At 56.4% G+C, this 25,217-nt stretch carries 26 protein-coding genes; 12 read left to right on the top strand and 14 right to left on the bottom strand.

Going from position 1 to position 25,217, the window contains the following annotated elements:
* Positions 1 to 63: 63 nt before the first annotated feature.
* Together KHU30_RS18945 and KHU30_RS18950 are read right to left on the bottom strand one after the other, a co-directional pair.
* Positions 64 to 1,875: an ABC transporter substrate-binding protein gene (locus tag KHU30_RS18945; RefSeq protein ID WP_211444165.1), complete on the bottom strand. Its 1,812-nt coding sequence runs from the start codon at positions 1,873 to 1,875 to the stop codon at positions 64 to 66.
* Between the two features lie 296 nt (positions 1,876 to 2,171).
* Positions 2,172 to 3,926 (bottom strand): ABC transporter substrate-binding protein, encoded by a 1,755-nt coding sequence (locus tag KHU30_RS18950; RefSeq protein ID WP_230427461.1) that lies wholly within the window; start codon positions 3,924 to 3,926, stop codon positions 2,172 to 2,174.
* 551 nt (positions 3,927 to 4,477) lie between these two features.
* Here KHU30_RS18950 and KHU30_RS18955 point away from each other — a divergent pair.
* Positions 4,478 to 7,138 carry a TonB-dependent receptor gene (locus KHU30_RS18955; RefSeq protein ID WP_230411561.1) on the top strand — a complete coding sequence of 887 codons (2,661 nt, stop codon included), beginning with the start codon at positions 4,478 to 4,480 and terminating at the stop codon, positions 7,136 to 7,138.
* Positions 7,139 to 7,225: 87 nt separating this feature from the next.
* On the opposite strand, the gene KHU30_RS18960 is transcribed toward KHU30_RS18955, so the two are convergent.
* Positions 7,226 to 7,399, bottom strand: a complete 174-nt coding sequence (locus KHU30_RS18960) for a hypothetical protein (RefSeq protein ID WP_211444168.1) — start codon at positions 7,397 to 7,399, stop codon at positions 7,226 to 7,228.
* A gap of 53 nt (positions 7,400 to 7,452) precedes the next feature.
* Between KHU30_RS18960 and KHU30_RS18965 the strand changes: the two genes are divergently transcribed.
* From KHU30_RS18965 to KHU30_RS18985, 5 genes are all read left to right on the top strand, one after another.
* Positions 7,453 to 8,109, top strand: coding sequence for an energy transducer TonB (locus KHU30_RS18965; protein WP_098495915.1), 657 nt, complete (start codon positions 7,453 to 7,455; stop codon positions 8,107 to 8,109).
* 68 nt (positions 8,110 to 8,177) lie between these two features.
* Positions 8,178 to 9,107 carry a MotA/TolQ/ExbB proton channel family protein gene (locus tag KHU30_RS18970; RefSeq protein WP_211444169.1) on the top strand — a complete coding sequence of 310 codons (930 nt, stop codon included), beginning with the start codon at positions 8,178 to 8,180 and terminating at the stop codon, positions 9,105 to 9,107.
* Between the two features lie 2 nt (positions 9,108 to 9,109).
* Positions 9,110 to 9,538, top strand: a complete 429-nt coding sequence (locus KHU30_RS18975; RefSeq protein WP_098495917.1) for an ExbD/TolR family protein — start codon at positions 9,110 to 9,112, stop codon at positions 9,536 to 9,538.
* A 93-nt stretch (positions 9,539 to 9,631) separates the two neighbouring features.
* Positions 9,632 to 10,066 (top strand): ExbD/TolR family protein, encoded by a 435-nt coding sequence (locus KHU30_RS18980; protein WP_211444170.1) that lies wholly within the window; start codon positions 9,632 to 9,634, stop codon positions 10,064 to 10,066.
* Between the two features lie 93 nt (positions 10,067 to 10,159).
* Positions 10,160 to 11,434 (top strand): tetratricopeptide repeat protein, encoded by a 1,275-nt coding sequence (locus tag KHU30_RS18985; protein WP_211444171.1) that lies wholly within the window; start codon positions 10,160 to 10,162, stop codon positions 11,432 to 11,434.
* 89 nt (positions 11,435 to 11,523) lie between these two features.
* Here KHU30_RS18985 and KHU30_RS18990 read toward each other — a convergent pair whose 3' ends face one another.
* The gene (locus KHU30_RS18990; protein ID WP_211444172.1) at positions 11,524 to 11,748 is read right to left on the bottom strand and encodes a hypothetical protein; all 225 of its coding nucleotides are present in this window, start codon (positions 11,746 to 11,748) and stop codon (positions 11,524 to 11,526) included.
* 218 nt (positions 11,749 to 11,966) lie between these two features.
* Here KHU30_RS18990 and KHU30_RS18995 point away from each other — a divergent pair, with 218 nt between their 5' ends.
* A complete protein-coding gene (locus KHU30_RS18995) occupies positions 11,967 to 14,153 on the top strand; it encodes a prolyl oligopeptidase family serine peptidase (protein WP_211444173.1) in 2,187 nt (728 codons plus the stop codon).
* 221 nt (positions 14,154 to 14,374) lie between these two features.
* On the opposite strand, the gene KHU30_RS19000 is transcribed toward KHU30_RS18995, so the two are convergent.
* Both KHU30_RS19000 and KHU30_RS19005 read right to left on the bottom strand, forming a co-directional pair.
* Positions 14,375 to 15,241 (bottom strand): Crp/Fnr family transcriptional regulator, encoded by an 867-nt coding sequence (locus tag KHU30_RS19000; RefSeq protein WP_211444174.1) that lies wholly within the window; start codon positions 15,239 to 15,241, stop codon positions 14,375 to 14,377.
* A 247-nt stretch (positions 15,242 to 15,488) separates the two neighbouring features.
* Positions 15,489 to 15,689 carry a hypothetical protein gene (locus KHU30_RS19005; RefSeq protein ID WP_211444175.1) on the bottom strand — a complete coding sequence of 67 codons (201 nt, stop codon included), beginning with the start codon at positions 15,687 to 15,689 and terminating at the stop codon, positions 15,489 to 15,491.
* 318 nt (positions 15,690 to 16,007) lie between these two features.
* Between KHU30_RS19005 and KHU30_RS19010 the strand changes: the two genes are divergently transcribed.
* A complete protein-coding gene (locus KHU30_RS19010; protein WP_211444176.1) occupies positions 16,008 to 16,421 on the top strand; it encodes a hypothetical protein in 414 nt (137 codons plus the stop codon).
* A gap of 46 nt (positions 16,422 to 16,467) precedes the next feature.
* Here the strand turns inward: KHU30_RS19010 and KHU30_RS19015 are convergent, their stop codons facing one another.
* Positions 16,468 to 17,169, bottom strand: a complete 702-nt coding sequence (locus KHU30_RS19015; RefSeq protein WP_211444177.1) for an aspartate/glutamate racemase family protein — start codon at positions 17,167 to 17,169, stop codon at positions 16,468 to 16,470.
* Between the two features lie 108 nt (positions 17,170 to 17,277).
* Here KHU30_RS19015 and KHU30_RS19020 point away from each other — a divergent pair, with 108 nt between their 5' ends.
* Both KHU30_RS19020 and KHU30_RS19025 read left to right on the top strand, forming a co-directional pair.
* The gene (locus KHU30_RS19020) at positions 17,278 to 18,003 is read left to right on the top strand and encodes an AzlC family ABC transporter permease (protein ID WP_211444178.1); all 726 of its coding nucleotides are present in this window, start codon (positions 17,278 to 17,280) and stop codon (positions 18,001 to 18,003) included.
* Positions 18,000 to 18,326 carry an AzlD domain-containing protein gene (locus tag KHU30_RS19025; protein WP_211444179.1) on the top strand — a complete coding sequence of 109 codons (327 nt, stop codon included), beginning with the start codon at positions 18,000 to 18,002 and terminating at the stop codon, positions 18,324 to 18,326. The genes KHU30_RS19020 and KHU30_RS19025 overlap by 4 nt, the downstream gene beginning before the upstream one ends.
* A gap of 199 nt (positions 18,327 to 18,525) precedes the next feature.
* On the opposite strand, the gene KHU30_RS19030 is transcribed toward KHU30_RS19025, so the two are convergent.
* The 3 genes from KHU30_RS19030 to KHU30_RS19040 are packed head-to-tail and all read right to left on the bottom strand — an operon-like array spanning position 18,526 to position 19,902.
* On the bottom strand, positions 18,526 to 18,813 hold the full coding sequence (locus KHU30_RS19030; protein ID WP_211444180.1) for a hypothetical protein: 288 nt from the start codon (positions 18,811 to 18,813) through the stop codon (positions 18,526 to 18,528).
* Complete coding sequence (locus KHU30_RS19035; protein ID WP_211444181.1) at positions 18,810 to 19,376, bottom strand: hypothetical protein; 567 nt, start codon at positions 19,374 to 19,376, stop codon at positions 18,810 to 18,812. Before KHU30_RS19035 ends, KHU30_RS19030 begins: the two co-directional genes overlap by 4 nt.
* Position 19,377: 1 nt before the next feature.
* Positions 19,378 to 19,902 (bottom strand): PAAR domain-containing protein, encoded by a 525-nt coding sequence (locus KHU30_RS19040; RefSeq protein WP_211444182.1) that lies wholly within the window; start codon positions 19,900 to 19,902, stop codon positions 19,378 to 19,380.
* Positions 19,903 to 19,923: 21 nt separating this feature from the next.
* Between KHU30_RS19040 and KHU30_RS19045 the strand changes: the two genes are divergently transcribed.
* Positions 19,924 to 20,190, top strand: a complete 267-nt coding sequence (locus tag KHU30_RS19045; RefSeq protein WP_211444183.1) for a hypothetical protein — start codon at positions 19,924 to 19,926, stop codon at positions 20,188 to 20,190.
* A gap of 44 nt (positions 20,191 to 20,234) precedes the next feature.
* Here the strand turns inward: KHU30_RS19045 and KHU30_RS19050 are convergent, their stop codons facing one another.
* The 4 genes from KHU30_RS19050 to KHU30_RS19065 form a co-directional block, all read right to left on the bottom strand.
* Positions 20,235 to 20,813 (bottom strand): hypothetical protein, encoded by a 579-nt coding sequence (locus tag KHU30_RS19050; RefSeq protein WP_211444184.1) that lies wholly within the window; start codon positions 20,811 to 20,813, stop codon positions 20,235 to 20,237.
* A 143-nt stretch (positions 20,814 to 20,956) separates the two neighbouring features.
* Positions 20,957 to 21,718, bottom strand: a complete 762-nt coding sequence (locus KHU30_RS19055) for a metallophosphoesterase family protein (protein WP_211444185.1) — start codon at positions 21,716 to 21,718, stop codon at positions 20,957 to 20,959.
* 58 nt (positions 21,719 to 21,776) lie between these two features.
* On the bottom strand, positions 21,777 to 22,556 hold the full coding sequence (locus tag KHU30_RS19060; RefSeq protein ID WP_211444186.1) for a pilin: 780 nt from the start codon (positions 22,554 to 22,556) through the stop codon (positions 21,777 to 21,779).
* A gap of 326 nt (positions 22,557 to 22,882) precedes the next feature.
* Positions 22,883 to 23,809 carry a LysR family transcriptional regulator gene (locus KHU30_RS19065; RefSeq protein WP_211444187.1) on the bottom strand — a complete coding sequence of 309 codons (927 nt, stop codon included), beginning with the start codon at positions 23,807 to 23,809 and terminating at the stop codon, positions 22,883 to 22,885.
* Positions 23,810 to 23,937: 128 nt separating this feature from the next.
* Between KHU30_RS19065 and lysA the strand changes: the two genes are divergently transcribed.
* Entirely contained in the window at positions 23,938 to 25,176 is a 1,239-nt protein-coding gene (lysA, locus tag KHU30_RS19070; protein ID WP_211444188.1) for a diaminopimelate decarboxylase, read from the top strand.
* Positions 25,177 to 25,217 lie beyond the last annotated feature (41 nt).

The following is a 25,217-nucleotide window of genomic DNA, read 5'->3' on the forward strand; positions in this document are numbered from 1 at the left end:
GGACTGCGGCAGGCTGATAGGCTTGCCGGAGCAGGGTGTCTTGTCAATTGCTGAATAGGCGGCTTAATGCTTGTCGACGTCGATGTACTGCCATTCGGCGTGCAGGATCGGGTGCTTCTTGAAGCCCTTGACCCATGGACGCACCATCCAGTTGCGAATCCTTACCGTATTCAAAACCCAGGCAGTATCCGCTTCGACTTGCCGATTCATTTGCTGATAGATCTGATCGCGCTCGGGACCGAGCGGCAGCGCCATCGCTTTCACGTAGAGAGCGTCATAGGCGGGAGATTGATAGCAGCCGTGGTTGCCGTGGCCCGAGTTCGGGCCGTACAGCAATTGCAGGAAATTTTCTGCTTCAGGATAGTCGGCATTCCAGGCCGCACCCCACATCATCAATTCACAGGACGTAGCGGCTTTCAGGTTGTCGGCAAAATTGCTGACGATGAATTTGGTCCTGATGCCGATCAGATCCAGCCCGCGTTTCCACAGTTCGGATAACTCCTGGTTGATGCCGCCCTGGTTGCTGGTGGATTTCAACAGCAGAGGGGAGCCGTCCGGCATGGTGCGGTAGCCATCGGCGCCGCGCTTGTAGCCAAAGTGGTCGAGCAGCTTGTTGGCCAGCGCCGGGTTGTAGTCGATGCTGTTGCGATATTTAGGATCGTAACCGCCGACGCCAGGTGCAATGATCATTTCCAGCTTGGTGGCCTGGCCGCTGCGCAGCAGGGTTGCTTCTTCCTTGTTGTTATATGCCATTGCAATTGCACGGCGCAATGCAATCTTGTCATTGGTGTAACCGCCAATGACCGGGTCTTTCATGTTCAGGACGGTATAGGTAATGCCGGCGTCGATCACGCGCTGCAGCTGTATGCCTTGGTCGGCATAGTCAGGCTTGAGCTTGTCGCCATCCAGCGCGCTGAATGCGGCTACTTCAGGGATCTTGTCGTAATCGATCTGCTTGCCTTGGAACGCGAGCCAGCGCGACTGGTTTTCTTCGATGATGCTGATCTCGACCCGGCCGACCTGGGGCATGCGCTTGCCTTGCATGTCTTTGACGATCTTCTTATCGATGGCGTCGCCGGATGGCTTGAAATCCCAGGTGAAACCGCGGTACTCGGGATTGGCGACCAGGATGATTTTGCTGCGCGGGACGTATTTTTCCAGCATGTAAGGGCCTGTGCCGACCGGATGCTGGCCGCTTTGCTGGCCGTAGGCATCGACCACCTCGTGCGCCATGGCGCCAAATGCAGAGTAGGCGACCACGTTCAGGAAATTGTAATCCTTGGCGTTCAGGACCACTTTCAAGGTGTAACGGTCGGGCGCTTGCAGGCCGGCGATCGGTGTCTGATAGTCGAAATGACCGGTTTTTTGCGCCTGGGCGGCCAATTCGTCCAGCCCGACAATCTTGCCCGCCACGAAATTTGCGGACGGCGACCGATTTTTAGGATCCAGGACGCGCTTGAAGGTGTAAATGTAGTCTTCGGCGGTCAATTCCCGGCGTACGCCCTTGAAGGCTGGATCGGGAGAGAAGTAGATGCCCTTCTTGATATGGAAGGTGTAAGTCTTGCCGTCTTCGCTGATTTCCGGCATCGCTTCAGCGGCAGCTGGTGTCAGTTTGGCGGGACGCGCCAGATAGTCGTAGGTAAGCAAGGGTTCAAAGATGACCTCGCTGACCCAGCCCGAATAGAAGTTCTGGGTGCGTACCATGTCGAAGCCGTCGTCCGCTGCTTCGAAGGCATTGCGTATGACCTTGGTGGGATCGGCTGGATTGGTGCCGGCATGGACGCTGTTGGCGCCGCCCGCAAACGCCGCGACAACCAGCATTTGCCCTATCAATACTTTTTTAAAGCCAAGCAGATTCGATAATTTACGATGCATTTTTCATTGCCTTTTGAGCAGGTGATTATTCTCTTGTGCCTAAGATTGCTTATCTTTAGCCAAAATAGTGTCATTTCCAATGACATCGCGCACTATGGCGGGTAGCGAATGCGCGACTGGTACTGTTTTTACTTAGCAATCCATCAAGATGAAATAGTGTGCGCCTGCTCTGCTTAGTTGAAACCTGTTCATGTGGGTTGTCTCCTGTTTTGTTTAGTTGTGGGGCCGATGACGGCCGTACGTTCCAGGTTAAGGCGGCATACTACAGAATCCCGCGCAAAAAGATAGATAGGCGCTCAGTGTTTTTCAACATCGAGGTACTCCCAGTCGGCCTGCAGGATGGGGTGGCGCTTGAAGCCCTTGACCCACGGCCGTATCATCCAGTTGCGCAAACGCGACGTTGTCAGCACCCAGGCGGTATCGGCTTCCATCTGCCGGCTCATCTCGATATACAGCTGGTTGCGTTCCGGCCCAGGCGGTAGCGCCTTGGCCTTGACATACAGGGCGTCGAAGGCAGGCGAGCTATAGCAGCCGTTATTGCCTTGCCCCACATTCGGACCGTACAGCAGCTGCATGAAATTGTCGCCTTCAGGGTAGTCAGCAGTCCACGAGCCGTTCCACATCATCAGTTTGCATTCGGTCGCCGCCTTCAGGTTGTCGGCAAAATTGCTGACCTTGAATTCGACCCGGATGCCGATTTTATCTAGCCCGCGCTTCCATATTTCCGAGAATACCGTGCTGATCGCGCTGGCTTCCGTGGCAATTTTCAAGGTCAGCGGCTTGCCGTCGGGCAGGGTGCGATAACCGTCGGCGCCGCGTTTGTAGCCAAAGTGGTCAAGCAATTTGTTTGCCAGTGCCGGATCGTAGGCAATGCTGTTGCGATAGCTGGGGTCATGGCCGAGCACGCCTTCGGGTATCGCCATTTCCGCTTTCACCGCCAGGCCCAGGCGCGCCTGGCTTATTTCATCGTTGATGTTGTAAGCCATCGCGATGGCGCGCCGCAGGGCGTTCTTTTCCAGGCTGCTGCCGCCGATCAGCGGGTCTTTGAAGTTCAGGAAAGTGTAGACCACGCCTGCTTCCGTGATGGTGTCGAGGCGGATGCCTTCGTCGATGAACGATTGCTTCAGTTTTTTGCCGTCGAGGACGGTAGGGGCGGCTGCCTGGGGCAGGTAGTCGAAGTCGATCTGCTTGCCCTGGAACGCCAGCCAGCGCGATTGTTCTTCTTCGATGATGTTGACCTCGACGCGGCCGACCTGGGGCATTTTCTTGCCCTTCATGTCGCGCACCAACTGGTCGTCCCAGGCCGAGCCGGACGATTTGAAGTCCCAGGTGTAGCCGCGGTATTCAGGATTGGCGACCAATACGATTTTGCTGCGCGGTACGTATTGTTCCAGCATGTAGGGGCCGGTGCCGACCGGATGGGCGGGAGTCCGGTCGCCATAGGTATCCACCGCTTCGCGCGCCTGTGCGCCCAGGCCGACGAACGCCATGATGTACAGGAAGTTGTAGTCCGGGGCGTTGAGCGTTATCCGCAGGGTGTAACGATCGGGCGTTTGCAGGCCGCTGAGCGGCGCGTCGTAGTCGAATTTGCCGGTTTTCTTCGCCGAGGCGATCAGTTCGTCCATGCCGGCGATCTTGCCTTGCAATACGTTGGCAGAGGGAGAGCGGTTCTTCGGATCGAGGAAGCGCTTGAAGGTATACGCATAGTCCGCGGCAGTCAGTTCGCGGCGTACGCCCTTGAAAGCAGGGTCGGGGGCAAAGTAAATCCCCTTCTTGATGTGGAAAACGTAGGTCTTGCCGCCATCGCTCACTTCCGGCATGGCTTCCGCCGTTCCTGGGATCAGTTTGGATGGCCGCGCCAGATAGTCGTAGGTCAGCAAGCGTTCAAAAATGGCCTCGCCTATCCATGCGGAATAGGCGTTGTAGGTATGTACCAGGTCGAAACCGTCATCCGCAGCCTGCAATGCAACGCGCACCACTTTGGACGGATCCGCCGGATTGTTGCCAGCTTGAGCAGGAAATGCTGCACCTGCGATGCACGAAATGAGCATTATTGGTGCAATGCACGATTGCGTAATTTGCTTAAAGTTCCACATAATCCAGTCTCTATTTTCTTGCCACAGGGCAGTTAAATGTTCCGCATTCTAGGCCTAAATCGCCCGCGAAATGGCGTAGTTTCGCCATTAAATCGACCTATGTGACTTTACTTATACTTATATGCGTATTTGTTATTTGGCGTATATAAGCAACAGTTCGCAGGCGTTGTCCAAATTAAATGCTGTTTTTATTTTTTTTAGGATACACTATTTTAGCTGCATTAAAACTTGTGGCATATTTTTTGCTTGTAGTCTTTAGTGGAAATGTTTCTGGCAAACAATCACAAATTGGTACCAGAAGGATGACCATGTAGCACTGTTTTACTCGCGAAAGAAATCTGCTTTTTGGTCGTTGTTGTGCAAAAGATTTTTGACGCATCGCTCAGAAGGCGATTAACAAATCGTACTTAGATTCACTACAAAAACTTAAATTTCAACTCTAACTTTTACCCATAGGGAGTTTGGTTATGATGAAGGAACGGGGATTGCCACGTTCGCTGCGATTGATGTTCTCGGGCGGCGTCGCTGTTGGGCTAGGTCTGTTGGCCCATTCGGTGCAGGCGCAGGAGACGAAGACGGACGATTCACCGCAACAAATACAACGAGTCGAAATTACAGGCTCGTCGATTAAGCGTGTTGCCTCCGAAGGCGCTTCGCCAATCACAACGATTAAAGCCGACGATTTTGTCAAGACTGGCGCTACTACTGCCGCTGAAGTCTTGTCCAGTATCTCAGGCAATCAAACACAATTCACAGCCTCTTCCAACGTCGGCGCCGGCAAGACCGTAGGTTCTTCCGCCGACTTGCGTGGTCTGGGCTCCAACAAGACATTGGTGCTGCTGAATGGCCGTCGCCTGGCGAATGCCGCGTTTGACGGCTCCGCAGTCGACCTGAATGTGATACCAATTGCAGCGCTGGACCGCGTCGAAGTTCTGCGCGACGGCGCATCTGCGATTTACGGTACCGATGCTATCGGCGGCGTAATCAACTTCATCACCAAGCGTTCGTACACCGGCCTCAACCTGAGCGCCGAAGGCATCCTGCCGCAACAAGCCGGCGCTGCTGAAAAACGTTTCAACTTGTCGGGCGGCATGGGCGATCTGGACAAAGACGGCTACAACTTCTTTGGCGTGATCGACTACCACACACAGAATGCCGTCAAGGCAGCTGACCGCAGCTTCTCGGCCCCAGGCGGCCAGAATCCTGGCATCGGCCTCAATACCGGCAGCGCGAATGCGATGCCAGGCAACTACACCGATATCAACACCGGCACATTTACCAATCCGTACGCCGGGACGCCAAACTGCAGCAATCCTCCTTATGCCTATAACGCTAAAGGCGGCATCTGCCGTTACAACACCCAGGCCGCTATCGGCATCGTGCCAAAGACAGAAGAAATTGCTGTCCTGGGCAAGGGCAGTTTCAAGCTGAACGCGGACAATACCGCATCGGTCGAATACCTGCACTCAGAAAGCAAGATCAGGACTTACGTTGCTCCTGACGTCTTTTCCAGCGCGAATTATGACGGCGGCAGCGGCGACTACGTGATCAATCCGAACAGCCGTTACTATCCAGGCAATGGCATCACGCCAGGCACAGCCAGCGGTGGTCCATTGGCCCTGAACTGGCGCTCCCAAGCTACCGGCGCTCGCGTCACAGAGTCCAAAAACACTACCGATCGTCTGTTGCTGAGCTTGGATGGCACAGTCGCCGGCTGGGACTACAAGACCGGTCTGGCTTATGCCATGAGCAAGGCTAACGACAATCTGATTCGCGGTTACCTGAACAACGACCTGGTTAAAGCCGGTATGTTGAGCGGCGTCATCAATCCGTTTGGTGCGCAGGATGCAGCTGGCCAGGCCTATCTGAACAATGCCCAGGTAAAGGGTGTTTATGAAGATGCGAAGACGACAGTCACGACTCTGGACTTCACTGCCAGCCGTGAATTGTTCCAATTGCCTGCAGGCGGCGTTGGTTTCGCTTTCGGCGGCGAACTGCGTAAGGAAAAGGCAAACTTCAACGTCGACCACAGCGTGGCCGATCTGTCGCAAAGTACCGGTTCTTCGACAGCCCAGTCTTCGTCGGGCAGCCGTAATGTCAAGGCGGTGTTTACCGAATTGAACGTGCCTATCTTCAAGACCCTCGAGGCGAACGTCGCTGCTCGCTACGACAACTACAGCGATGTAGGCGGCACGCTGAATCCTAAGGCTTCCTTGCGCTGGCAGCCAGCCAAGCAGCTGATGTTCCGCACCACCTACAGCACCGGTTTCCGCGCTCCGAGCCTGTACGAACTGCATGATCCGAACTCGACGACCTATACACAAAGCGCTTACAACGACCCAGTTTTGTGCCCAGGCGGCAACGTAGGTGCAGGTGGCAATGCTTCGCGCGATTGTAACCAGCAGTTCTTCCGTTTCATCGGTGGCAACACCAAGCTGCAGCCGGAAAAATCGACTTCGTTCACGCTGGGTATGGTGGCTGAGCCGCTGCCGAACGTTACGACATCGATCGACTATTTCAACATCAAGATCAAGAACCAGATCTCCGTGATCTCGGAACAAGATATTTTTGCTGACCCAGTCAAGTACGCAGCGAACTTCGTCCGCAATGCCGATGGTTCCCTGAAATACATCGTTGACACCAACGTCAATCTGGGCAATATCCACACCTCCGGTTTCGACCTGGGCTTCGGATGGCGTCTGCCGAAGACTGCATGGGGCGATTTCGGTCTGTCGCTGGATGGTACTTACATCACCCAGTATGACTATCAGACTGAAGCTGGCGGCGCTTACCAGAACAATCTGGCAGTGTATGCCAACGGCGGTCCGATTTTCCGCTGGCGCCATACTGCAACATTGAACTGGGCCAAAGGTCCTTGGAATGCAATGTTGCAACAGGTGTACTCGACTGGTTACCGCGATCAAAACGGCGGCCTGATCGACAAGCAGCACAACACTCACGAAGTCGGCTCCTATACACGTTACAACGTGTCAGCTTCCTACACTGGCTTCAAGAACCTGACCTTGACTGCCGGTATCAAGAATCTGTTGAACACCGACCCGCCATCGTCTAACGTCACCGATAACTTCCAATATGGTTACGATGCGCGTTACGGTGACCCAATTGGCCGTGCGTTCTTCGTCCGCGCCAACTATCAATTCTTCTGATAGCGGGAAGCGATTGGCTTAAGTACTATTCGTAAGCAGACCACCTGGGAAGTTTCCAGGTGGTTTTGGCTTTTCCGAATACGTAAGTTAAGTGGCATCTTTCTGCTGTTTTTGGGAATCATTGATGTAGTATTTATAGATGCGCTTAAATTCGGTGATGGTAGGTCGGTATTTTGTAGAATTTGCAATGAAAATGCCGGAATAGCTCACCATGGCTGGTATGGTTTTTGCGCTATCGTATTTGGGCAGTAGTTCACTCATCAGATTGCAGGCAGTTCTGGCAATTGAATAATGTAGTATCGGAGGAAAGAGGCATGGATTTCACGCAGGATGGGAGAAACCCTTCCAAGAATGTAGTTGGCATCAGCGTGGTGGTTCTTCTGCATGTAGCTCTAGTTTATGCGCTGGTTACCGGGCTCGCCCGCAAAGTTGTTGAAGTGATTCAGCAGCCGGTCGAAACCAAGATCATCGAGGAGATCAAGCCGCCACCACCGCCGCCACCACCGGACAAGCCGGTACCGCCGCCGCCAAAATCGGTTGCGCCGCCGCCACCGTTCGTACCTCCACCCGAGGTAAAGGTAACGCCGCCGCCACAGGAAAATGTGATTGCTGCCGTCACCAACGTCAAACCGCCGACCAACGATTTGCCGACGTCTGTAGCTCAACCGTCGACTACCGGCGAGTCAGGCCCACCCGCCCATACCAGCGCCAAAATCGCCGGGAATTGCGAAAAGCCGGAGTATCCAAGAACTTCCTTGCGTAATGAAGAAGAGGGTACTGTGACTGTCAGACTGACGATTGGCGCTGATGGCAACGTGATTGATTCTTCTGTTGAAAAGGGCAGTGGTTTCAAGGATCTGGACAGAGCCACGGTGAAAGCCTGGAGCCTGTGCCATTTCACGCCGGCCATGGCCGACGGTAAACCCGTGCAGTCAACGACAAAAATGCAGTATGTCTGGAAGCTCGAATAATCGACGTGTAGAACCACTACTTTGTCCGTTATCCTAGCAATCTAATTTATCAAATTTGGAGTATTAGTATGTCTATCACTCGTAATCGCTTATCCGCCCTGGCTGCCGCTCTGATGATCTCCGCTGTGACGATCTCGCCGCTGGCCGCAATCGCCCAGACACCAGCCGCAGCATCTGCTTCGGCTACCGCTTCCGCACCGGCTGCAGCCGACGCGCCTAAAGCTGCCGATACCGCAGCAGCGTCGCTGGCCGACACCCCAACCCCGCCGCCGGCTCCTGCAGCCAAGGAAACCGTCGACAATCCATACGGCCTGGACGCCCTGTGGAAAGGCGGCGACTTCGTTGCCCGCGGCACCCTGATCATCCTGGTGCTGATGTCGATGGGCAGCTGGTACATCATCATCACCAAGCTGATCGAACAAGTGAAACTGATGGGCCAGGCGCAAAACGCCAAGAAGACTTTCTGGAAAGCCGCAACGGTTGAAGCTGGCATCGCCGGCCTCAAGCCAAACAGCGCTTACCGCTTCATCGCACAAAACGGCAGCACATCGACTCTGCACCACGACGGCGCCTTGCTGGAACAGATCGACCTGAACACCTGGGTGACGATGTCGATCCAGCGTTCGGTTGAAAAAGTCCAGAGCCGCCTGCAAGACGGCCTGGCTTTCCTGGCAACCGTCGGTTCGACCGCACCGTTCGTCGGTCTGTTCGGTACCGTCTGGGGTATTTACCACGCGCTGACAGCAATCGGTATCGCCGGCCAGGCATCGATCGACAAGGTTGCCGGTCCGGTCGGTGAAGCGCTGATCATGACCGCGATCGGTCTGGCAGTGGCGGTGCCTGCGGTGCTGGGCTACAACTGGCTGGTTCGCCGCAACAAGAGCGCGATGGAAGAAATCCGTTCGTTCAGCGCCGACCTGCACTCAGTCCTGCTGAGCGGCGTGATGTCTTCGAGCTCGGCTAGCCAGGTTGCTCACATCAACAAAAAGGTTGGCTAATCATGGCGATGTCACTCGGCTCCCCCGATGGGGATGAAGACGAAGTGATCGGCACGATCAACACGACGCCGCTGGTCGACGTCATGCTGGTCTTGCTGATCATCTTCCTGATCACGATCCCGGTGGTGACACATACGATTCCAGTGAAGCTGCCGAACGAATTCGACGAACCTTATAAGACCAAGCCGGAGAACATCAACCTGGCGGTGAATAAGCAAGGCGACATGTTCTGGAACGAGCAACTGGTGCCGAATACCGCGACTTTGCTGTCGAAACTGAAGGAAGTGGCGGTGGAAGTGCCACAACCGGAACTGCATATCCGCGGCGATCAGCAAACCAAGTATGAATACATCGGCAAGGTGATCCTGACTGCGCAGCGGGCAGGGATCGCCAAGATCGGGTTCATTACCGAACCGCCTGCACGCAACTGATCTGTCGGAACAGAGTTCAGGAGGCGCCGAAAGGGGCCGCGTGACTCTGCTCCAACTGACTGCGCAGGAAGTCTCAAATATTAGGAGCATCAAATGGGTATGAATGTGGGCTCATCCGGCGGCAGCGCCAATGATCCGGAACCGATGATGGAAATGAACATGACGCCGCTGATTGACGTCATGCTGGTGCTGATCATCATGCTGATCATCACGATTCCGATCCAGAATCATGCGATCAAGCTGAACATGCCGACCGGTAATCCGCCGCCGCCGCTGGCTCTGCCAGTGGTCGACACGGTGGATATCGATCCGAGCGGCACGGTGATGTGGAACGGTACGCCGATGGCCAGCCGTGCAGAGCTGGAAGACCGCCTGAAAACGGTGGTCGCCGGCGGCAATATCGATGAAGTGCATCTGCGTCCGAACAAGCTGGTGGAGTACAAGTCGGTCGCTGCCGTGATGGCGTCGGCGCAGCGCTTGGGAGTCACCAAGATCGGCATCGTCGGCAACGAGCAGTTCATGGAGTAACAAATAGGTTTGGTTTTTCGCACCAGGCAATAGGCAGGTTTAGGGTCACGCCCTGGAACCTGCCTATTTTCGTTTTCGATTGAAAGAATAGCTATGTCCAAATTACGCTTCGCTCCCATGTTCGTGTTGCTGGCCGCGGTCGGCCTCAATGCGACGCTTCCTGTTGTAGGCCTTACTCAAAGCGCCTATGCCGCCGACGATGCAGACAAGGCGAAAGCCGAGACCGTACGTCCGGAAATCGGTACGCCGCTGCAGGCTGCACAGGCCTTGATGAAAGAGCAGAAGTACAAGGAAGCGCTGGCAAAAATAGCGGAAACAGACGCTGTCGGCGACAAGACGGCCTATGAAACCTATACCATCGACCGCATGCGCGGCGCTGCCGCGGCAAGTGCAGGCGATGCCGATCTGGCTGCCAAGTCATTCCAGGCCGTGATTGCTTCGGGGCGCCTGGCCCCTGCTGACCAAGCCAAGATCGTCAAGGCGCTGGGCAACCTGTATTACGAAGCACAGAATTATCCGAAGGCGATTGAATGGCTGTCGCGTTCCCGGAAAGAGGGCGACAACGATCCGGCAACGCATACATTGCTGATCCAGTCTTATTATCTGGGTAACGACATTCCCCGCGCCACCAGCGAGCTGCAGGCAGTGATCGCCGCCGATGAAGCCGCGAGCCGAGCACCGAGCGAAATCAACCTGAAGCTGTTGATCAGCTGCGCATTGAAGAGTAACGACAAGGTCGCTTATCTGGCCGTCCTGGAGAAGCTGAACACCTATTATCCGAAGAAGGAATACTGGGCTGACTTGCTCAACAAGGTGCAGTCCAAGCCGGGCTTCTCCGACCGCCTGGTGCTCGACGTTTATCGCCTGAAAGCGGCCACTATCCAACTGCAAACCAGCACTGAATTCACCGACATGGCTCAGCTGGCCCTGCTTGCCGGTTTCCCTGCGGAAGCCAAGAAAGTCATGGACCAGGGTTACCAGGCCGGTTTGCTGGGAAGCGGTCCGGATGCCGCCAAACAGAAGCGTCTGCGCGACCAGGCTAACAAGGCTGCCGCCGACGACCTGAAAACCATGGCGCAAAGCGAGGCTTCAGTATCCAGTTCGAAGGAAGGCACAGGGCAGATCAATCTAGGCTATGCATTGGTGACTGCCGGTCAGTTCGACAAGGGACTGGCGCTGATGGAAGACGGTTTGAAAAAGAGCGGCCTGAAGCGTAGCGAAGACGCTAAATTGCATCTGGGCGTTGCTTACCAAGCTGCTGGGCAGAAGGAAAAGGCGATCCAGGCTTTCAAGACTGTCCAGGGGACGGACGGCGTTGCCGACCTGGCGCGCTTGTGGATCATGCAGGTAAATCATCCGGTGAATTAAGCGCACCGCATGTCGATACAAAAAAAGAGCTGTTTGCAAGGTTTGCAACAGCTCTTTTTTTATTTCTGACCACTATTTAAAGCAGGCACTTAATTATTAGGGCCACGGGGCGCAACCGGGAACACCATGTCCCTGGCTTGTTCAGGCGACAAAGTTTGCACGCTCGATGATTTGGCTTGCTTGGTCGGCAGATTGCTGCCCGTCGTGTAGACGGCTTCCTGCGGAACGTAAGACGCGCCGTCGGGCTCGCTGGAAGATGAAGCGCAGGCGGAAATCAAGGGCAGGGCAAAGGCGCAAATCAGTAGAGTTTTCATGACGTTTTTTTTGTCTCTAAAAGTTGGGTATGGATGTCCGTTGAATACGGATCGACACGCGCTACAGTATGTTACATACTAGAACTGCAAGATAGCATAGTTGCTTTTAAAAAAGTTGACGTAACGCAAAAAAATCATCGCCCGCTTATCCGTGGGCGCCTGATGACAGCATGACTCTTTGCAGACCTGATTTCACCCCAAATCACAACGGACAAACCATGTATCTAAAACACGCACTTGCCTTATCCGCCATCCTCGCCAGCGGCGCCAGCATCGCCCAGCAATGCCCTGCGGCCAGCCAGACCCTGAGTTACCCGGCCAGCAAGAAAATCGACCAGACCGACGACTACCACGGCGTCAAGGTGGCCGACCCCTACCGCTGGCTGGAAAATGCCAACGGCGACGACACCAAGGCTTGGATCGAGGCGCAGAACAAGCTGACGCAGGGCTATCTGGAGACGATTCCCGCGCGTTCGGCGATCCGCGACAGGCTCACCAAGCTGTGGAACTATGAACGTTTCAGCGTGCCGTTCAAGGAAGGCGGCCGCTATTTCTACAGCCGTAACGACGGCCTGCAAAACCAGGCGGTGCTGTACACGGTCAAGCATATCGACGATGAGCCGCGCCTGCTGCTCGATCCCAATACCTTGGCGGCTGACGGCACGGTGGCGCTGGCGGGCATCGCCGTCAGCCCGGACGGCAAGTATTTGGCCTATGGCACCGCGGCTTCCGGTTCAGACTGGAACGAATGGAAAGTGCGCGACATCGAAAGCGGCAAGGACACCGCCGATCATTTGCAATGGGTGAAATTCTCGGGCGCGTCCTGGGCCCACGACAGCTCCGGATTTTTCTACAGTCGTTACGATGCGCCGAAAGAGGCGACCAAGCTGGCCGACGTCAATTATTTCCAGAAACTGTACTTCCATAAAATGGGCACGCCGCAGTCGGACGATGTCCTGGTCTACGACCGCCCGGACCAGAAAGAATGGGGCTTCGCCGGCCATGTCACCGACGACGGCAAGTACCTGATCGTCAGCATTTCGCAAGGCACCGAACAGAAGAACCGCGTCTACTACAAAGACCTGAGCAAGAAGAACGCAGCCGTGCAGCCGCTGCTGGACGATTTCGATGCATCCTACGATTTCATCGATAACGATGGCCCGGTGTTCTACTTCAACTCGAACAAGGATGCGCCAAAAGGCAGCGTCATTGCAATCGATACGCGCCAGCCGCAAGCCGCCAAGTGGAAGGTGGTAGTATCGGAAGCCGAGCAGACCTTGCAGGGTGCCAATGTGGTCGACCAGCGCCTGGTGCTCGACTATCTGAAAGACGCGCGCAGCCAGATCAAGGTGTTTACGCTGGACGGCAAGCTGGTGCGCGAGGTAGCCTTGCCTGGCATTGGCTCCGCCAGCGGCTTCGGCGGCAAGCGCAGCGACAAGGAAACCTTCTATTCGTTTACCGGCTTCACCACGCCGGCCGCCATCTATCGCTACGACCTGGCAAGCGGCAAGAGCAGCCTGTACAAGCAACCGAAAGTCGATTTCGATCCAAGCGCCTTCGAAACACGCCAGGTGTTCTACAGCAGCAAGGATGGCACCAGGGTGCCGATGTTCATCGTCTCGAAAAAGGGCATCAAGCTGGACGGCAGCAATCCGACCTATCTGTACGGCTACGGCGGCTTCAATATTTCACTGACGCCTGCGTTCTCGGTGGCCAACCTGGCCTGGATGGAAATGGGCGGCGTCTACGCCTTGCCTAACCTGCGCGGCGGCGGCGAATACGGCAAAGCCTGGCATGAGGCCGGCACCAAGCTGCACAAGCAGAATGTGTTCGATGACTTCATCGGCGCGGCGCAGTGGCTGGTCGCCAATAAATATACCTCGCCGCAAAAGCTGGCGATCGGCGGCGGCAGCAATGGCGGCCTGCTGGTCGGCGCCACCATGGTGCAGCGGCCGGATCTGTTTGCGGCGGCGATTCCGCAAGTCGGCGTGATGGACATGCTGCGCTTCCATAAATTCACCATCGGCTGGGGCTGGACTTCCGACTACGGTTCTTCCGACAATGCCGATGAATTCAAGGCCTTGTATGCTTATTCGCCCTTGCACAACCTGAAGCCGGGAACCTGCTATCCGGCCACTTTGGTGACCACTGCCGATCACGACGATCGCGTGGTGCCGGCGCACAGCTTCAAGTTTGTGGCGACCGAGCAGGCCGATCAGGCCGGCGCGGCGCCGGTGCTGATACGCATCGATACCAAGGCCGGGCATGGCGCCGGCAAGCCGACCTCGAAGCAGATCGAAGAGGTGGCTGACCGCTGGGGATTCCTGACCAGGGTGCTGGGCATGCATGTTGCGCCGGATGGCGCTGCGGTTGCCGGCGAGCCGGCAAAGCCCGCGGCAAATTAATCGGGCGCTGGCCGCCAATAAAAAAATCTAGCCGGCTGCCGGGGTCGCTGGATTTTTTTTCAATCTGACTTTTTTCAATCTGACATACCCGTTGCGCGAGGTCACGGTTTCGACGCGATTTGCTCTTCCTTCACGCCGGCTCATCAGATGCCGCAAGCGCGGCCGGCACGCGGCCAGCCATGCGCAGAAATACATAGCCGCTGCCGTTGGGTACGACTATTTCACGATGCCTTTTTTTCAGCCGGCATGGCGTGGCATTCATGCCTGAGATCGTGATAGCACTCGCAAGTCCTGGCTTCCAGGCCGCTGCGGTCCAGCACCGTCAGATGCCCGCGTGCATATTGGATCACGCCTTCTTCCTGCAGCTTGCCGGCCGCTTCCGCCACCGATTCGCGGCGCACGCCCAGCATGGCGGCAATCGAACTTTGGGTAACGCTGATTTCATTGTCCGGCAGGCGGTCCAGCGTCAGCAGCAGGCTGCGGCACAGTTGCTGCGGCACGCTGTGATGGCGGTTGCACACGGCGGTTTGCGACATCTGCGTAATCAATTCCTGTGTATAGCCCAGCAGCAGTTGCTGCAGGGCGCCGCCGCGCGCAAACTCCTCCAGCAGGATGCCGGCCTTGAGGCGAAAACCGTAGCCGGCGCTTTTCACCGTTGCCCGGTTGAGGCTCTTGCCGCCGCCCATGAACAGGGTGACGCCGAGCACGCCTTCGTTACCGATGACTGCTGTTTCCGCAGAGCTGCCGTCTTTCATGTCATGCAGCAGAGAGACAATGCTGCTGGTGAGGAAATAGATATGCTTTATCTGGCTGTCCGCTTCGCAGATAGTCATGCCGAACGGCATGGCGACAAATTCGAGATGCGGCTGCAGGCGCTTGAAATCGTCGCCTGGCAGGGATGCAAGGATATGGTTTTGCAGCGGGTTGTGGCCGTACAGTCCTGCAATGCGGAGCGAGGTCAGGTTTTGCGTGCCGGGCCGGATGAAATTTCCCTTGCCTTCGCTACGCATGGCGGCCAATACCACGGCCTTCTTGTTTGCTGTGTTTTTCGCACTGCTGTTGCTGCAACCGTTCAATACGTAAGCCATCGCCGTCTCCTTCGAGGGGTGGTACTTCTGTGCATTGATAGTCGCAGCTGCATGGATTTCGAGGAATCGGCGGATCACCTCTTCTGTTGTAGGACTTCACTGACACGCCCATGGGCATGCAGTAAGGGCTTGCCGATCGGGTGTGCGGTCCAGCCATGCCATAAGCACAATGATTGCCGGCCGGTATGTTGCATCGACGCCGAATGAGGCGATGGCCGCCTGTCAGGCGGCCATCTTGTCTGATTGCCTAGCTGCCGGTGCTGCTGGCTGCAGGCGTGCTGGCGTCTGGTGTGGAGGGCGCCGGAGCCGGCGCAGGAGCTGGCGCCGGCGCCATGGCAGGAGGTGCGGCTTGCTGCGTGGCAGGCGCATTCTGGTCATCGGCCTTTTTACATCCGGCGACCGCGATCATTGCAAGTGCTGTAACCATCAGGGTGTGTCTGAATTGCATGTTTTCTCCATCCGACAGCAGCGGCGTGTCAAGACCGCCATCGTCAAAAAATAAAAAAAGTGAATTGCCGACGTTTTTATTCTTGTTCAAAAAAGTGCAGATGTAAAGTTGCAATCGCATGTTTCGACCTCGTAAAACTACCGTGCGCTCGCGTTCCGTCGCCTGCAAAGCCTTATGCAGCGTGGTTGCGTTGCAATTTTTCAAATGCTTCCGTTAAGCGGCTTAGCGCACAAAACCGATCTCTGATTGCCATTAACCTTGAGCTGTGTTGACACGGAAAGCCGATTTTGCGATCCGTATTTGATTCATGAATGACACATGAGCGACTTGCGGATCGGGATTGTTTCGACAGCGATTCGTGAGCATCCGCCTCGTCATTCCCACTTAAAAGGACTTATCATGAAAAATATCTCAGCACTCATCTTCGCCGCTTCGGCATTGGCGGCAGCCGGCGCCGCTCAAGCCCAGGCCGCCAGCGATGGCAGCACTAACAGCGGGCAAGTCATGATGGTGCCTGTCCCCGGCACCAACCCGGCAGCTTCGTCCGACCCGCTGGTGCAAAAGCGCCAGGCCGACAGCGATGCCAACGCGGAATACAAGGTGCGCAAGAAATTGGCAAACACGGAAATGAAGGTGGAAAAAGCTGAAGCGAAAGTCGACATGAAAGAGCAGAAGGCAGAAGCAAAAGCCAGGCGCGACAAGGCGATGTCTAAGGATGCTGCTTCACAGTAGTCATGCGTTGCGGCCAGCCCAGGCATGACCGGGCTGGCCATGGCGTTCAGGAGGCCGCCGCAAGCGCCCGCATCGCGGCTTGGCGCGCGTGAATGGCTGTGGTGTCAAACAGGCGCACCGATGAATCCTGCGCTCCCACCAGCAGCGAAATTTCAGTGCAGCCGAGAATGATCGCCTGTGCGCCTTGGTCAACCAGCTGCGCCATGACACGGCGATATTCCTCCCGCGATTCCTCGCATACCTTGCCCAGGCACAGCTCTTCATAAATGATCCGATGCACCACCTCGCGATCTGCCGGCGCCGGGATCAATACCTGCAAGCCATGGCGTGCATGCAGCCGCTCCTTGTAAAAATCCTGCTCCATGGTGAAACGGGTGCCAAGCAAACCTACTTTCGAAAAACCGGCCTGCGTGATTTCTTGCGCCGTCGGATCGGAGATATGGAACAAGGGAATGCCCACAGCGGTTTCGATCTCGGATGCGACCTTGTGCATGGTGTTGGTGCACAGTACCAGGAAATCCGCCCCGGCTCTTTCCAAGGCGCGCGCGGCATCAGCCAGCATGGCGCCCGCCGTCCGCCAGTCGCCATCTTGCTGCAGCCGTTCGATCTCGTGGAAATCGACGCTGTAGAGGATGATTTTCGCCGAATGCAAGCCGCCCAGCTGCTGTTTGACGGTTTCATTGATTTGCTGGTAGTAGGGCACGGTGGATTCCCAGCTCATGCCGCCGATAAGGCCGATGATCTTCAAAAAAACTCCCCGAGAATGATGTGACGCGCGTAGCCGGCACGTAGCAATTACATACTAGCGCAAAGTGGCGCATGACATTAAGATGCGGACATCTTACAGGAATCGTCCATGCCGCATCCCACCCCTTCTTCAAGTTTTGCCGCCGGCGCCCGCGACAGCCTGCCCATGCTGGTGGGCGCGGCGCCGTTCGGCGTGATTTTCGGCGCCCTGATAGCCGCCGGTCCGCTGGTGTCATGGCAGGGCCAGTTCATGTCGCTGAGCGTGTTTGCCGGCTCCAGCCAGTTCATCGCGGTAGGCCTGGCTGCAGCGCAGACAGGCATCCTGGTGATCTGGATGGCGACCTTCATCGTCAACCTGCGCCACATGCTGTATGCGGCGACCTTGCTGCCGTACGTCAGTCATTTGCCGGCGCGCTGGCGCGGCCTGCTGGGCTTCTTGCTGACCGACGAAACCTTCGCCGTCGCCAACGCCTACTATCACAAGCACGGGCATACCCCGCTGGGACATTGGTACTTCCTCGGCTCGGGCCTGGCCATGTATGGCAACTGGCAGTTGTGGACGCTGATCGGATTGCTGTTCGGTCAGGCATTTCCGCAATTGCAGACCTTGGGCCTGGATTTCGCCATGGTGGCGACCTTCATCGCGATTGTGGTGCCGCAGCTGTTCCGCTTTCCGCAACTGGCGGCGGCGATCGCTGCCGGCGCGTTCGCCTGGTTCCTGCGTGACCTGCCCTACAAGCTGGGTCTGCTGGCGGCGATACTGGCCGGTGTCGGCGTTGGGCTGGGGATCTCGCACTGGCAAGCGCGCAGCCGCGCGGCAAGGGGCAAGGCATGATGTATACATTGATGATCGTCGGCATGGCGCTGATCACGGCCTTTATCAAAGCGGCGATTTTCATGCTTGGCGAGCGCGCTGCCTTTCCGGTCTGGCTGAAAGAGGCGCTGGCCTTCGTTCCGGTCACGGTGCTGACGGCGATCATCGTGCCGATGGTGCTGGCGCCGCACGGCCAGGGCATCGAACTGAGCTGGCGCAATCCGCAGCTGATAGCGGCGTGTGCCGCGGTGCTGGTGTGCGCCGCGACCCGCCGCCAGCTGCTGACCATCATGGTCGGGCTGCTGGTTTTCTTTGCCTGGCAGTTCGGCGTGCTGGGGCGGTAAGCTGGTTCAAGCGGCGGGGGTTTTCGCCGGCGGCCGCTGCAGCTTGAACCAAAATGGTTAAGCGTCAACTTGTTTGAAAATTTCTGGGTATAGGCGTGGCGACCTCAATCGTTCCAACCGCCATGTGCGGATCCGCATACCGGGCAGTATGGCAGAGGGGCGTCGTCTATGCCGATTTACGGTAAGCACGGTGCAAAGGTCAGTTTGCAGATTTTATGTCAAAATTTTGTTTGTCAATCACCCAGCCACGGCCGCTTTTGCATTGAATTTCTGTATGAAGATAAACCTGTTTCATCACTTCTCGAATAGGAGTGCAGACCTCGCCTACCGATAGCGTGAACTGAATTTTGTTATGCAAATCATCTTCTGCGTCATGCTCTGTTGCATATACAGACGTACTTTTCTTCGCCACCCATAATTCAGTTTTCTTTGAACATGCAGTCATCAGAATACCCGCTACGAGCGCCACTGTTAAAAGAAATCTCACGATCCATCCTTCGGATAAAAACGCTTTTCTTTGACGCGCTTGGAATGGGATAGGCCGACTGCGATATCCTCAGGACTAATCATGCCAAATGCTGACCATCTTGGATCGTAAGCGACAATTCCCACCAGATTAAGCACGTCCGCTATATTTGATGAGCAACTGTTATCCAGCAGGCTATATTCGTGGCTCTCTGGATCACGGTTGGTAACGGACACACGGCGCTTCAATTCCTTTTCAATTTCTTGCTTTTCGTCCGGTGATACTCGCAGTATATAGCCGGCCGAATCCCGGAATGTTTCTTGAATTTGAACATATTGCGAGTATGATTTTTTTGAATCATAGCCGCCGTGGGCGCGAGAATAAGCGACATCGTTCACGACGATGGCGACATGACCAAACTGCGAACCTGGGCTAATCACTCTGGAGTCACTCACAATCACTTCCACGCTTGCTGTTTCTATACGAATTTCCTTTGCATCTGCGTCGGTCTTTGGTGTAGTCGTCTTCGTGGCGACCCATCGATACTTCACCCCGTCACGTACGATGTTTATTGGTTGTGGCATATTATCCTGCCAGATAAACGTTGATATTTTCTGCCGACACAACGGACGATAGTAAGTGAGTATGTCCGTTACCGTCAGTTTCACCATGTTCCAACTCGCCAGTTGCACGCTCAATGGCATAAGCAACCTCGGCTAGCGGTTGTCCGTCGGAATCCCGCAGGACAAATTTATCATCAAAGATTTTTGAAAGATCGTTCGCTGTCGCGGCGGTAGCGCCATTCGACGATGACGCTGAGGTGCTAGATGAACCGCCGGGACCAATATCGATTGTGTCGATGTGTTGAGTGGCGATCAGAGAAGCGCCACAGGCGGTTTTCATGCCCTCTACAGCAGTTGGCCTACCGAAGATTGTAAAAATTGGGGCGCCTTCAATGATGGGAAACATTCCCTTGCATTTGGGACAGTGAGTCATGTGTCCCACGCCAGACATTGGTATTCCGTCGATGGTTGAGGTTGGGTGGCCTTCCAGTACAACGCCGCCGTGGGAGGTCGGGTCGCCTTGCCGAATAATTGCTCTCGATGCCATGCGTCTCTGTCTCCTCTGAAAATGACTATTGAATTGCCAATAAGTCATCTTTGCAGAATATTGCTTTTATTGCAAACAGATATAGTGGTGGAGCGCGCTTTCCCTTTCCAGCAAGCATATGAAGCTTATTGCCATGTGGAGCAGATAAGGCATTTCGGCAAGATAGTGATTGAAGTCGCACAAAAAATCAGCAGTGACGTTCGCACGGACAACCGGAATGATGAGCCGATGGCATCACCATCCGGGCTGTTTACGCCTGCTTGTGTCAGCAACAGATCAAGCGGCTGACGCGCCTTGCCATCGTCAGGTTGCCGGGCGCCGGCAAATCAAGCCTAGGCCTTGGAGAATTTCCAGGCGCCGGTGGCCGCTGTGGGGCCGCTGCTCAGGCCGCGGTTCAACAGGCGCGAGGTGAAAACGCCGTATTTGGTGTCGGGTTTTCCGGCATTGTTGCAGGTGTCGAGAAAGCCGCCATGGGTGCGGTTGTAGTCATTAAGGAAATGCACCACGTCGCCCACTCTGACCTTGCCGTCATACGAGTCGGTAGAGTCGGCAAATACGCGCCAGGTCAGCACGTCGTCGGGACGGTCCGCCTTGTTGGCGGTGACCACGCCGTATTGCTCGGGGGTCGCGGCATGGCCGTAGGTGCCGAGATAACCGCCATCGCCGAGGTAAAGATTGAACAGGTAGATAGAGTCGCAGCTGAGGACTTCGCTGCCGATTGCTTTTCCCTCCGCCGATTCGATCCGCCATGTGCCGGTGCCTTCGCCGCGATTCGGCGAAATGGACGTGAGCACGCCGTATTTGGCGCCTGGAAGGTCGGCATGACCGTAGCTGTCCAGATAACCGCCATCCCAGTTGGCGTAGCCGTTCAGGAGGTGCACCTTGTCGCCATATCGAAGAACATCTGCCATTTTATGCTCCAAAAGTAGGTTGATTGAATGGCCGAGAAAGTGCCGCACCCGGCTGTCATCGACTCTACTGGTATGGGCAAATTTAGCTACTGGCAATTGTGGCAGGGGTACTTCGTGGCGATCTGTCAATAGGCGGCGCGTGCTCAGACAGTGATCGACAGGCAAGGATCGAACAGCGGGTTTTCCTGTTTGCCCGCGCGCGCATAGCCGCGCGGATTGCAGACCACCCGGGTTGCGCCTATGCGATAGTCGAAGCTGTCGTGCAGATGGCCGTGCAGCCAGAGCGCCGGCTGCCATTGCAGGATGCGGTCTTCCAGTTCAGAAATAAAGCAGGCATTCAGCGGCGAACCTGCAAATCTCGGATGCACGCTTTGCGCGCTCGGCGCGTGATGGCTGATGACCACGGTGGGGCCATCGTACGGCTGCGCAAACTGCTGTTCCAGCCAGGCTACGCTGTCGTCGAACAGCAATTGCGAGTGCGCCGGCGTAAAGAGCTGAGAAGAGCCGGGGCTTATCCGTATCCGTGAAAAATCCCTGACCAGTTCCACTGCCTGCTGCAGGCCGAGCTGACGCTGTTCTTCGCTCTTGAAGAACCTGAAATCGGTCCATAAGGTACAACCCAGGAAGCGTATGCCGTCCAGAGCGATGCTTTGCTTGTGCAGCACGTGCACATTACTGCCTTCAGCCGCAACCCGCAATTCAGCCACGGCGCCTTCCAGGTCGCGCCCATAGAATTCATGATTGCCGGCCACGAAAAGCGTAGGCACGGTGAACTGCCTGGCCCACTCGATGGCCTCCGCAGGCCTCCAGATGTCGCCGGCCAGCACCACCACGTCGGCGCCGGTCTGCGGCGGCGCCATGGGATGGACGGACAGGTGCAGGTCTGACAGCAATGAAATTTTCATGGTATCAACGATTAGTAAAAATCACAGAGCTCATGGTTTTCTGGCGCCGCGGTAAACGCTATTTTTGCTGCTTGCACTGACTCGGCAGATATTTGTCATTGATGCTCAGGCTCATGCAGCGCCAGGTGATGTGATTGCCGGCGTCAAGCGACGGCACCAGGCTTAGCGTCTTGCCTGCAATCGGTACGATCGCCATGACGACTGAAATGACTCCATTGCTGCCGTTGATATTGATTTCCTTCACAGATCGCGGCAAGGCGTCGACAAAACCTGCTTGCGCCAGATCTGTCGGAATCTGCTTGTGCTCGATATAGTAGTTGGAAACTGACTGCGTCACTTTCAGCCCGAACTCAGTTGCTGCGGCGACGCGGGCACGGGTCGTATAGTCTTGATAGGCCGGAATCGCGATCGCCGCCAGAATGCCAACGACGGCGATGAAAATCCCGATCAGCAGGACAAACAGAAAGACACCGCTGGTGCCGCCCTTGCCGGAGAGTTCGCCAAGCTGCCGCTCTACGCTATGCCTTGTTGCCTTGATTTGGGCAATTTTTTTCTTGCAATGCGCATAGTACAAAGCGTTTGCAAAGATGGCCGGGATCAGCCTGCAAGCCAAGGCGAGCACGATGAAACCTATGCCCAGGAACATGCCGTCGGACTTGCCGCTGGCGGCGCCGGTCACCAGCAGGAAGATAGTAACGAAGTAGGGCGCGGCAAGATAGATAAGGGCGTTGCGCCACATCTTCCTGTACAAGAACCAGTAGAAGGGCACGAACAGTGCCGGCCAATGCCAGGACGGACTGCTCTTGCCGGCATCGTCGAAACTGGAAAATCTAGACAAATAATAGTCCTGGTTCTTGGGGCCGATTTGCGCCTCATAGTATCCCTGCGTCTCCGTGCCTGTGACAGGGACGGCTTGCGCCGGCGTTGATACGGAGGTCCCGCAGCTTGAGCAGAATTTAGCGGCAGCATCGTTGGCGGATGCGCATTGCGGACAGAACATGCATTTCTCCCTGAAATATTTTGATCTTGATATGAAGCCCTTTACCGGCTTCTTTGTTCTTCTCTGCTACGCCACGCGGGCGCCGCGAGCCATCAGCGGCGAGGCTCCGCATATCGAGAATGGTAAAGTTATACAACATTAACTGGGTGAAAACAAAGTGCGATTCAGCTTAATTTCCGCAATGCCGTCTTGAGTGATGCAATCAGGAACAGGCAGTGCTTGTGCAAGACACTTGCAAAAGCATCCGCCAGCACCGATGCCGGCCGATGCTGCGGCCGCACCAGGCTGACATGGAACGGCACCGATAGCGAGAAGCGGCGCATATGCAGACCGTTGCCGGCTTCATCCATGGCGGTCAGGGGATTGACAATGGCGATGCCCAGGCCTTGCCGCACCATGGCGCAGACCGACGCCGCGCTGGCGGTTTCAATCGCCATCAGGCGCTCGACGCCATGCTGTTCGAAAATTTCATCCAGCTGCTGCCGATAGGTGTCGAACACCGACAGGTTGATGAAGCGCTGTCCCGAGAAATCCCTGGGCGTCAGCTTTTGCCTGGCCAGCAATGGATGGCCGTCCGGCAGCACGCAGACCATGTCGCCCGAAAACAAGAGCGACTGCCTGGTGGCGGCCGGCGCGGCGAGCGTTTCCGTGATGCCGATGTCGTGGCGCTGTGCGCTCAGCCATTCTTCCAGCAAGGGCGATTCCTGCGGCGTGATGCTCAGGCCCACGGTCGGGTAGTCGTCGAGGAAACGGCGGCATGCGGCCGGCAGCAACGTCTGGGCGAAGGTCGGCAGGCAGATCACGGACAACTGACCATGTTCGAACTGCCGTATCGAGCCTGCCATGCTGACGATGCGCTCCAGTCCCACATAGGAGCGCCGCACTTCTTCGTACAGCGCCAAGGCATGCGTAGTCGCCTGCAGGCGGCCGCGTACGCGCTCGAACAGTTTCATCCGCACCAGCGATTCGAAACGCGCCAGCTCGCGGCTCACGGTCGGCTGCGAGGTGCGCAGCAATGCGGCGGCGCCGGTGACGCTGCCGGCCGTCATGACGGCGCGGAATACTTCGATGTGCCTGAGTGTGATGGACATTTTTATCTGCCTTGGGATTGGCTATCCTATATCGTATATGAATAGATATGAGAATAATTGATATTTTATTGAATGAGGTATTTAAGGGATCATATGTCCCATATCGACAATTGTCTTGGAGAATTTGCATGAATACCGCCCTGCTTGATACGTTTCCTGAGCTCGCCCGCCACTACGGCACGCCGCTCTGGATCTACGACGCCGCCACCATCGTCGAGCGGATCGGACAGCTCAAGGCCTTCGACGTCATCCGCTTCGCCCAGAAAGCTTGTTCGAATATCCACATCCTGAAACTGATGCGCGAGCAGGGCGTGATGGTCGATGCAGTTTCATTGGGAGAGATCGAGCGCGCCTTGCAAGCCGGCTACAGTCCGCAAGGATCGCCTGCGGGACTGGTATTTACCGCCGACCTGCTGGATCAGGCCACCCTGGCGCGCGTGACGCAAAGCGATATCGAGGTCAATGCCGGTTCGATCGACATGCTGGAACAGATCGGCGCCGTCAAGCCTGGCCACCGGGTCTGGCTGCGCATCAATCCGGGCTTCGGCCACGGTCATAGCGCCAAAACCAACACCGGCGGCGAAAACAGCAAGCACGGCATCTGGCACACCGACCTGGAGCGCGCCTTGCAGGTGATCCGGCAATACGGTCTGCAACTTGTCGGGTTGCACATGCACATCGGCTCCGGCGTCGATTACAACCACTTGAAGCAGGTATGCGGCGCCATGGTCGACACCGTCAAGCGGCTGGGCTGCGAGCTCGAGGCCATCTCCGCCGGAGGCGGCCTGTCCATTCCGTATAAGGAAGGCGACCAGCAGATCGATGGCGATCATTACTTCGCCATCTGGGATGCCGCGCGCAAGGAAATCGAGGCGCACCTGGGACATCCGGTCCGGCTTGAAATCGAGCCAGGCCGCTTCCTGGTCGCGGAAGCCGGCGCGCTGCTGTCCGAAGTGCGCGCGGTCAAGGATAGCGGCAACAATCATTTCGTACTGGCCGATGCCGGCTTCAACGATCTGATGCGGCCTGCGATGTACGGCAGCTACCATGCCATCTCGGTGCTGCATCAGTCCGCCGAAGCGGGCGCGGCGGCGCAGCGGCCGACGGTTGTCGCCGGTCCGCTGTGCGAATCCGGCGACGTGTTTACCCAGCATGACGGCGGCATCGTGGCGCCGCGCCTGCTGCCGCAAGCGCAGGTGGGCGACTATCTGGTGTTCCACGACACCGGCGCCTACGGCGCTTCCATGTCGTCCAACTACAATAGCCGGCCGTTGCTGGCGGAAGTATTGATGGAGCAGGGCGGGCATCGGCTGATCCGGCGCCGCCAGACGGTGGCTGAACTGATCGCGCTGGAGACCGGCATATAGCAGCGCGCAAGCAGATATCGGCAAGCATCGCGCCACAAGAA

It is taken from the genome of Collimonas humicola (assembly GCF_018304945.1).
Taxonomy (GTDB): Bacteria; Pseudomonadota; Gammaproteobacteria; order Burkholderiales; family Burkholderiaceae_D; genus Collimonas; species Collimonas humicola.

Coding starts and splice junctions, on each gene's coding strand:
- KHU30_RS18945 (WP_211444165.1), bottom strand. CDS start 1,875: ATGCATCGTAAATTATCGAATCTGCTTGGCTTTAAAAAAGTATTGATA.
- KHU30_RS18950 (WP_230427461.1), bottom strand. CDS start 3,926: ATGCTCATTTCGTGCATCGCAGGTGCAGCATTTCCTGCTCAAGCTGGC.
- KHU30_RS18955 (WP_230411561.1), top strand. CDS start 4,478: ATGTTCTCGGGCGGCGTCGCTGTTGGGCTAGGTCTGTTGGCCCATTCG.
- KHU30_RS18960 (WP_211444168.1), bottom strand. CDS start 7,399: ATGAGTGAACTACTGCCCAAATACGATAGCGCAAAAACCATACCAGCC.
- KHU30_RS18965 (WP_098495915.1), top strand. CDS start 7,453: ATGGATTTCACGCAGGATGGGAGAAACCCTTCCAAGAATGTAGTTGGC.
- KHU30_RS18970 (WP_211444169.1), top strand. CDS start 8,178: ATGTCTATCACTCGTAATCGCTTATCCGCCCTGGCTGCCGCTCTGATG.
- KHU30_RS18975 (WP_098495917.1), top strand. CDS start 9,110: ATGGCGATGTCACTCGGCTCCCCCGATGGGGATGAAGACGAAGTGATC.
- KHU30_RS18980 (WP_211444170.1), top strand. CDS start 9,632: ATGGGTATGAATGTGGGCTCATCCGGCGGCAGCGCCAATGATCCGGAA.
- KHU30_RS18985 (WP_211444171.1), top strand. CDS start 10,160: ATGTCCAAATTACGCTTCGCTCCCATGTTCGTGTTGCTGGCCGCGGTC.
- KHU30_RS18990 (WP_211444172.1), bottom strand. CDS start 11,748: ATGAAAACTCTACTGATTTGCGCCTTTGCCCTGCCCTTGATTTCCGCC.
- KHU30_RS18995 (WP_211444173.1), top strand. CDS start 11,967: ATGTATCTAAAACACGCACTTGCCTTATCCGCCATCCTCGCCAGCGGC.
- KHU30_RS19000 (WP_211444174.1), bottom strand. CDS start 15,241: ATGGCTTACGTATTGAACGGTTGCAGCAACAGCAGTGCGAAAAACACA.
- KHU30_RS19005 (WP_211444175.1), bottom strand. CDS start 15,689: ATGCAATTCAGACACACCCTGATGGTTACAGCACTTGCAATGATCGCG.
- KHU30_RS19010 (WP_211444176.1), top strand. CDS start 16,008: ATGAGCGACTTGCGGATCGGGATTGTTTCGACAGCGATTCGTGAGCAT.
- KHU30_RS19020 (WP_211444178.1), top strand. CDS start 17,278: ATGCCGCATCCCACCCCTTCTTCAAGTTTTGCCGCCGGCGCCCGCGAC.
- KHU30_RS19025 (WP_211444179.1), top strand. CDS start 18,000: ATGATGTATACATTGATGATCGTCGGCATGGCGCTGATCACGGCCTTT.
- KHU30_RS19035 (WP_211444181.1), bottom strand. CDS start 19,376: ATGCCACAACCAATAAACATCGTACGTGACGGGGTGAAGTATCGATGG.
- KHU30_RS19040 (WP_211444182.1), bottom strand. CDS start 19,902: ATGGCATCGAGAGCAATTATTCGGCAAGGCGACCCGACCTCCCACGGC.
- KHU30_RS19045 (WP_211444183.1), top strand. CDS start 19,924: ATGACTATTGAATTGCCAATAAGTCATCTTTGCAGAATATTGCTTTTA.
- KHU30_RS19050 (WP_211444184.1), bottom strand. CDS start 20,813: ATGGCAGATGTTCTTCGATATGGCGACAAGGTGCACCTCCTGAACGGC.
- KHU30_RS19055 (WP_211444185.1), bottom strand. CDS start 21,718: ATGAAAATTTCATTGCTGTCAGACCTGCACCTGTCCGTCCATCCCATG.
- KHU30_RS19065 (WP_211444187.1), bottom strand. CDS start 23,809: ATGTCCATCACACTCAGGCACATCGAAGTATTCCGCGCCGTCATGACG.
- lysA (WP_211444188.1), top strand. CDS start 23,938: ATGAATACCGCCCTGCTTGATACGTTTCCTGAGCTCGCCCGCCACTAC.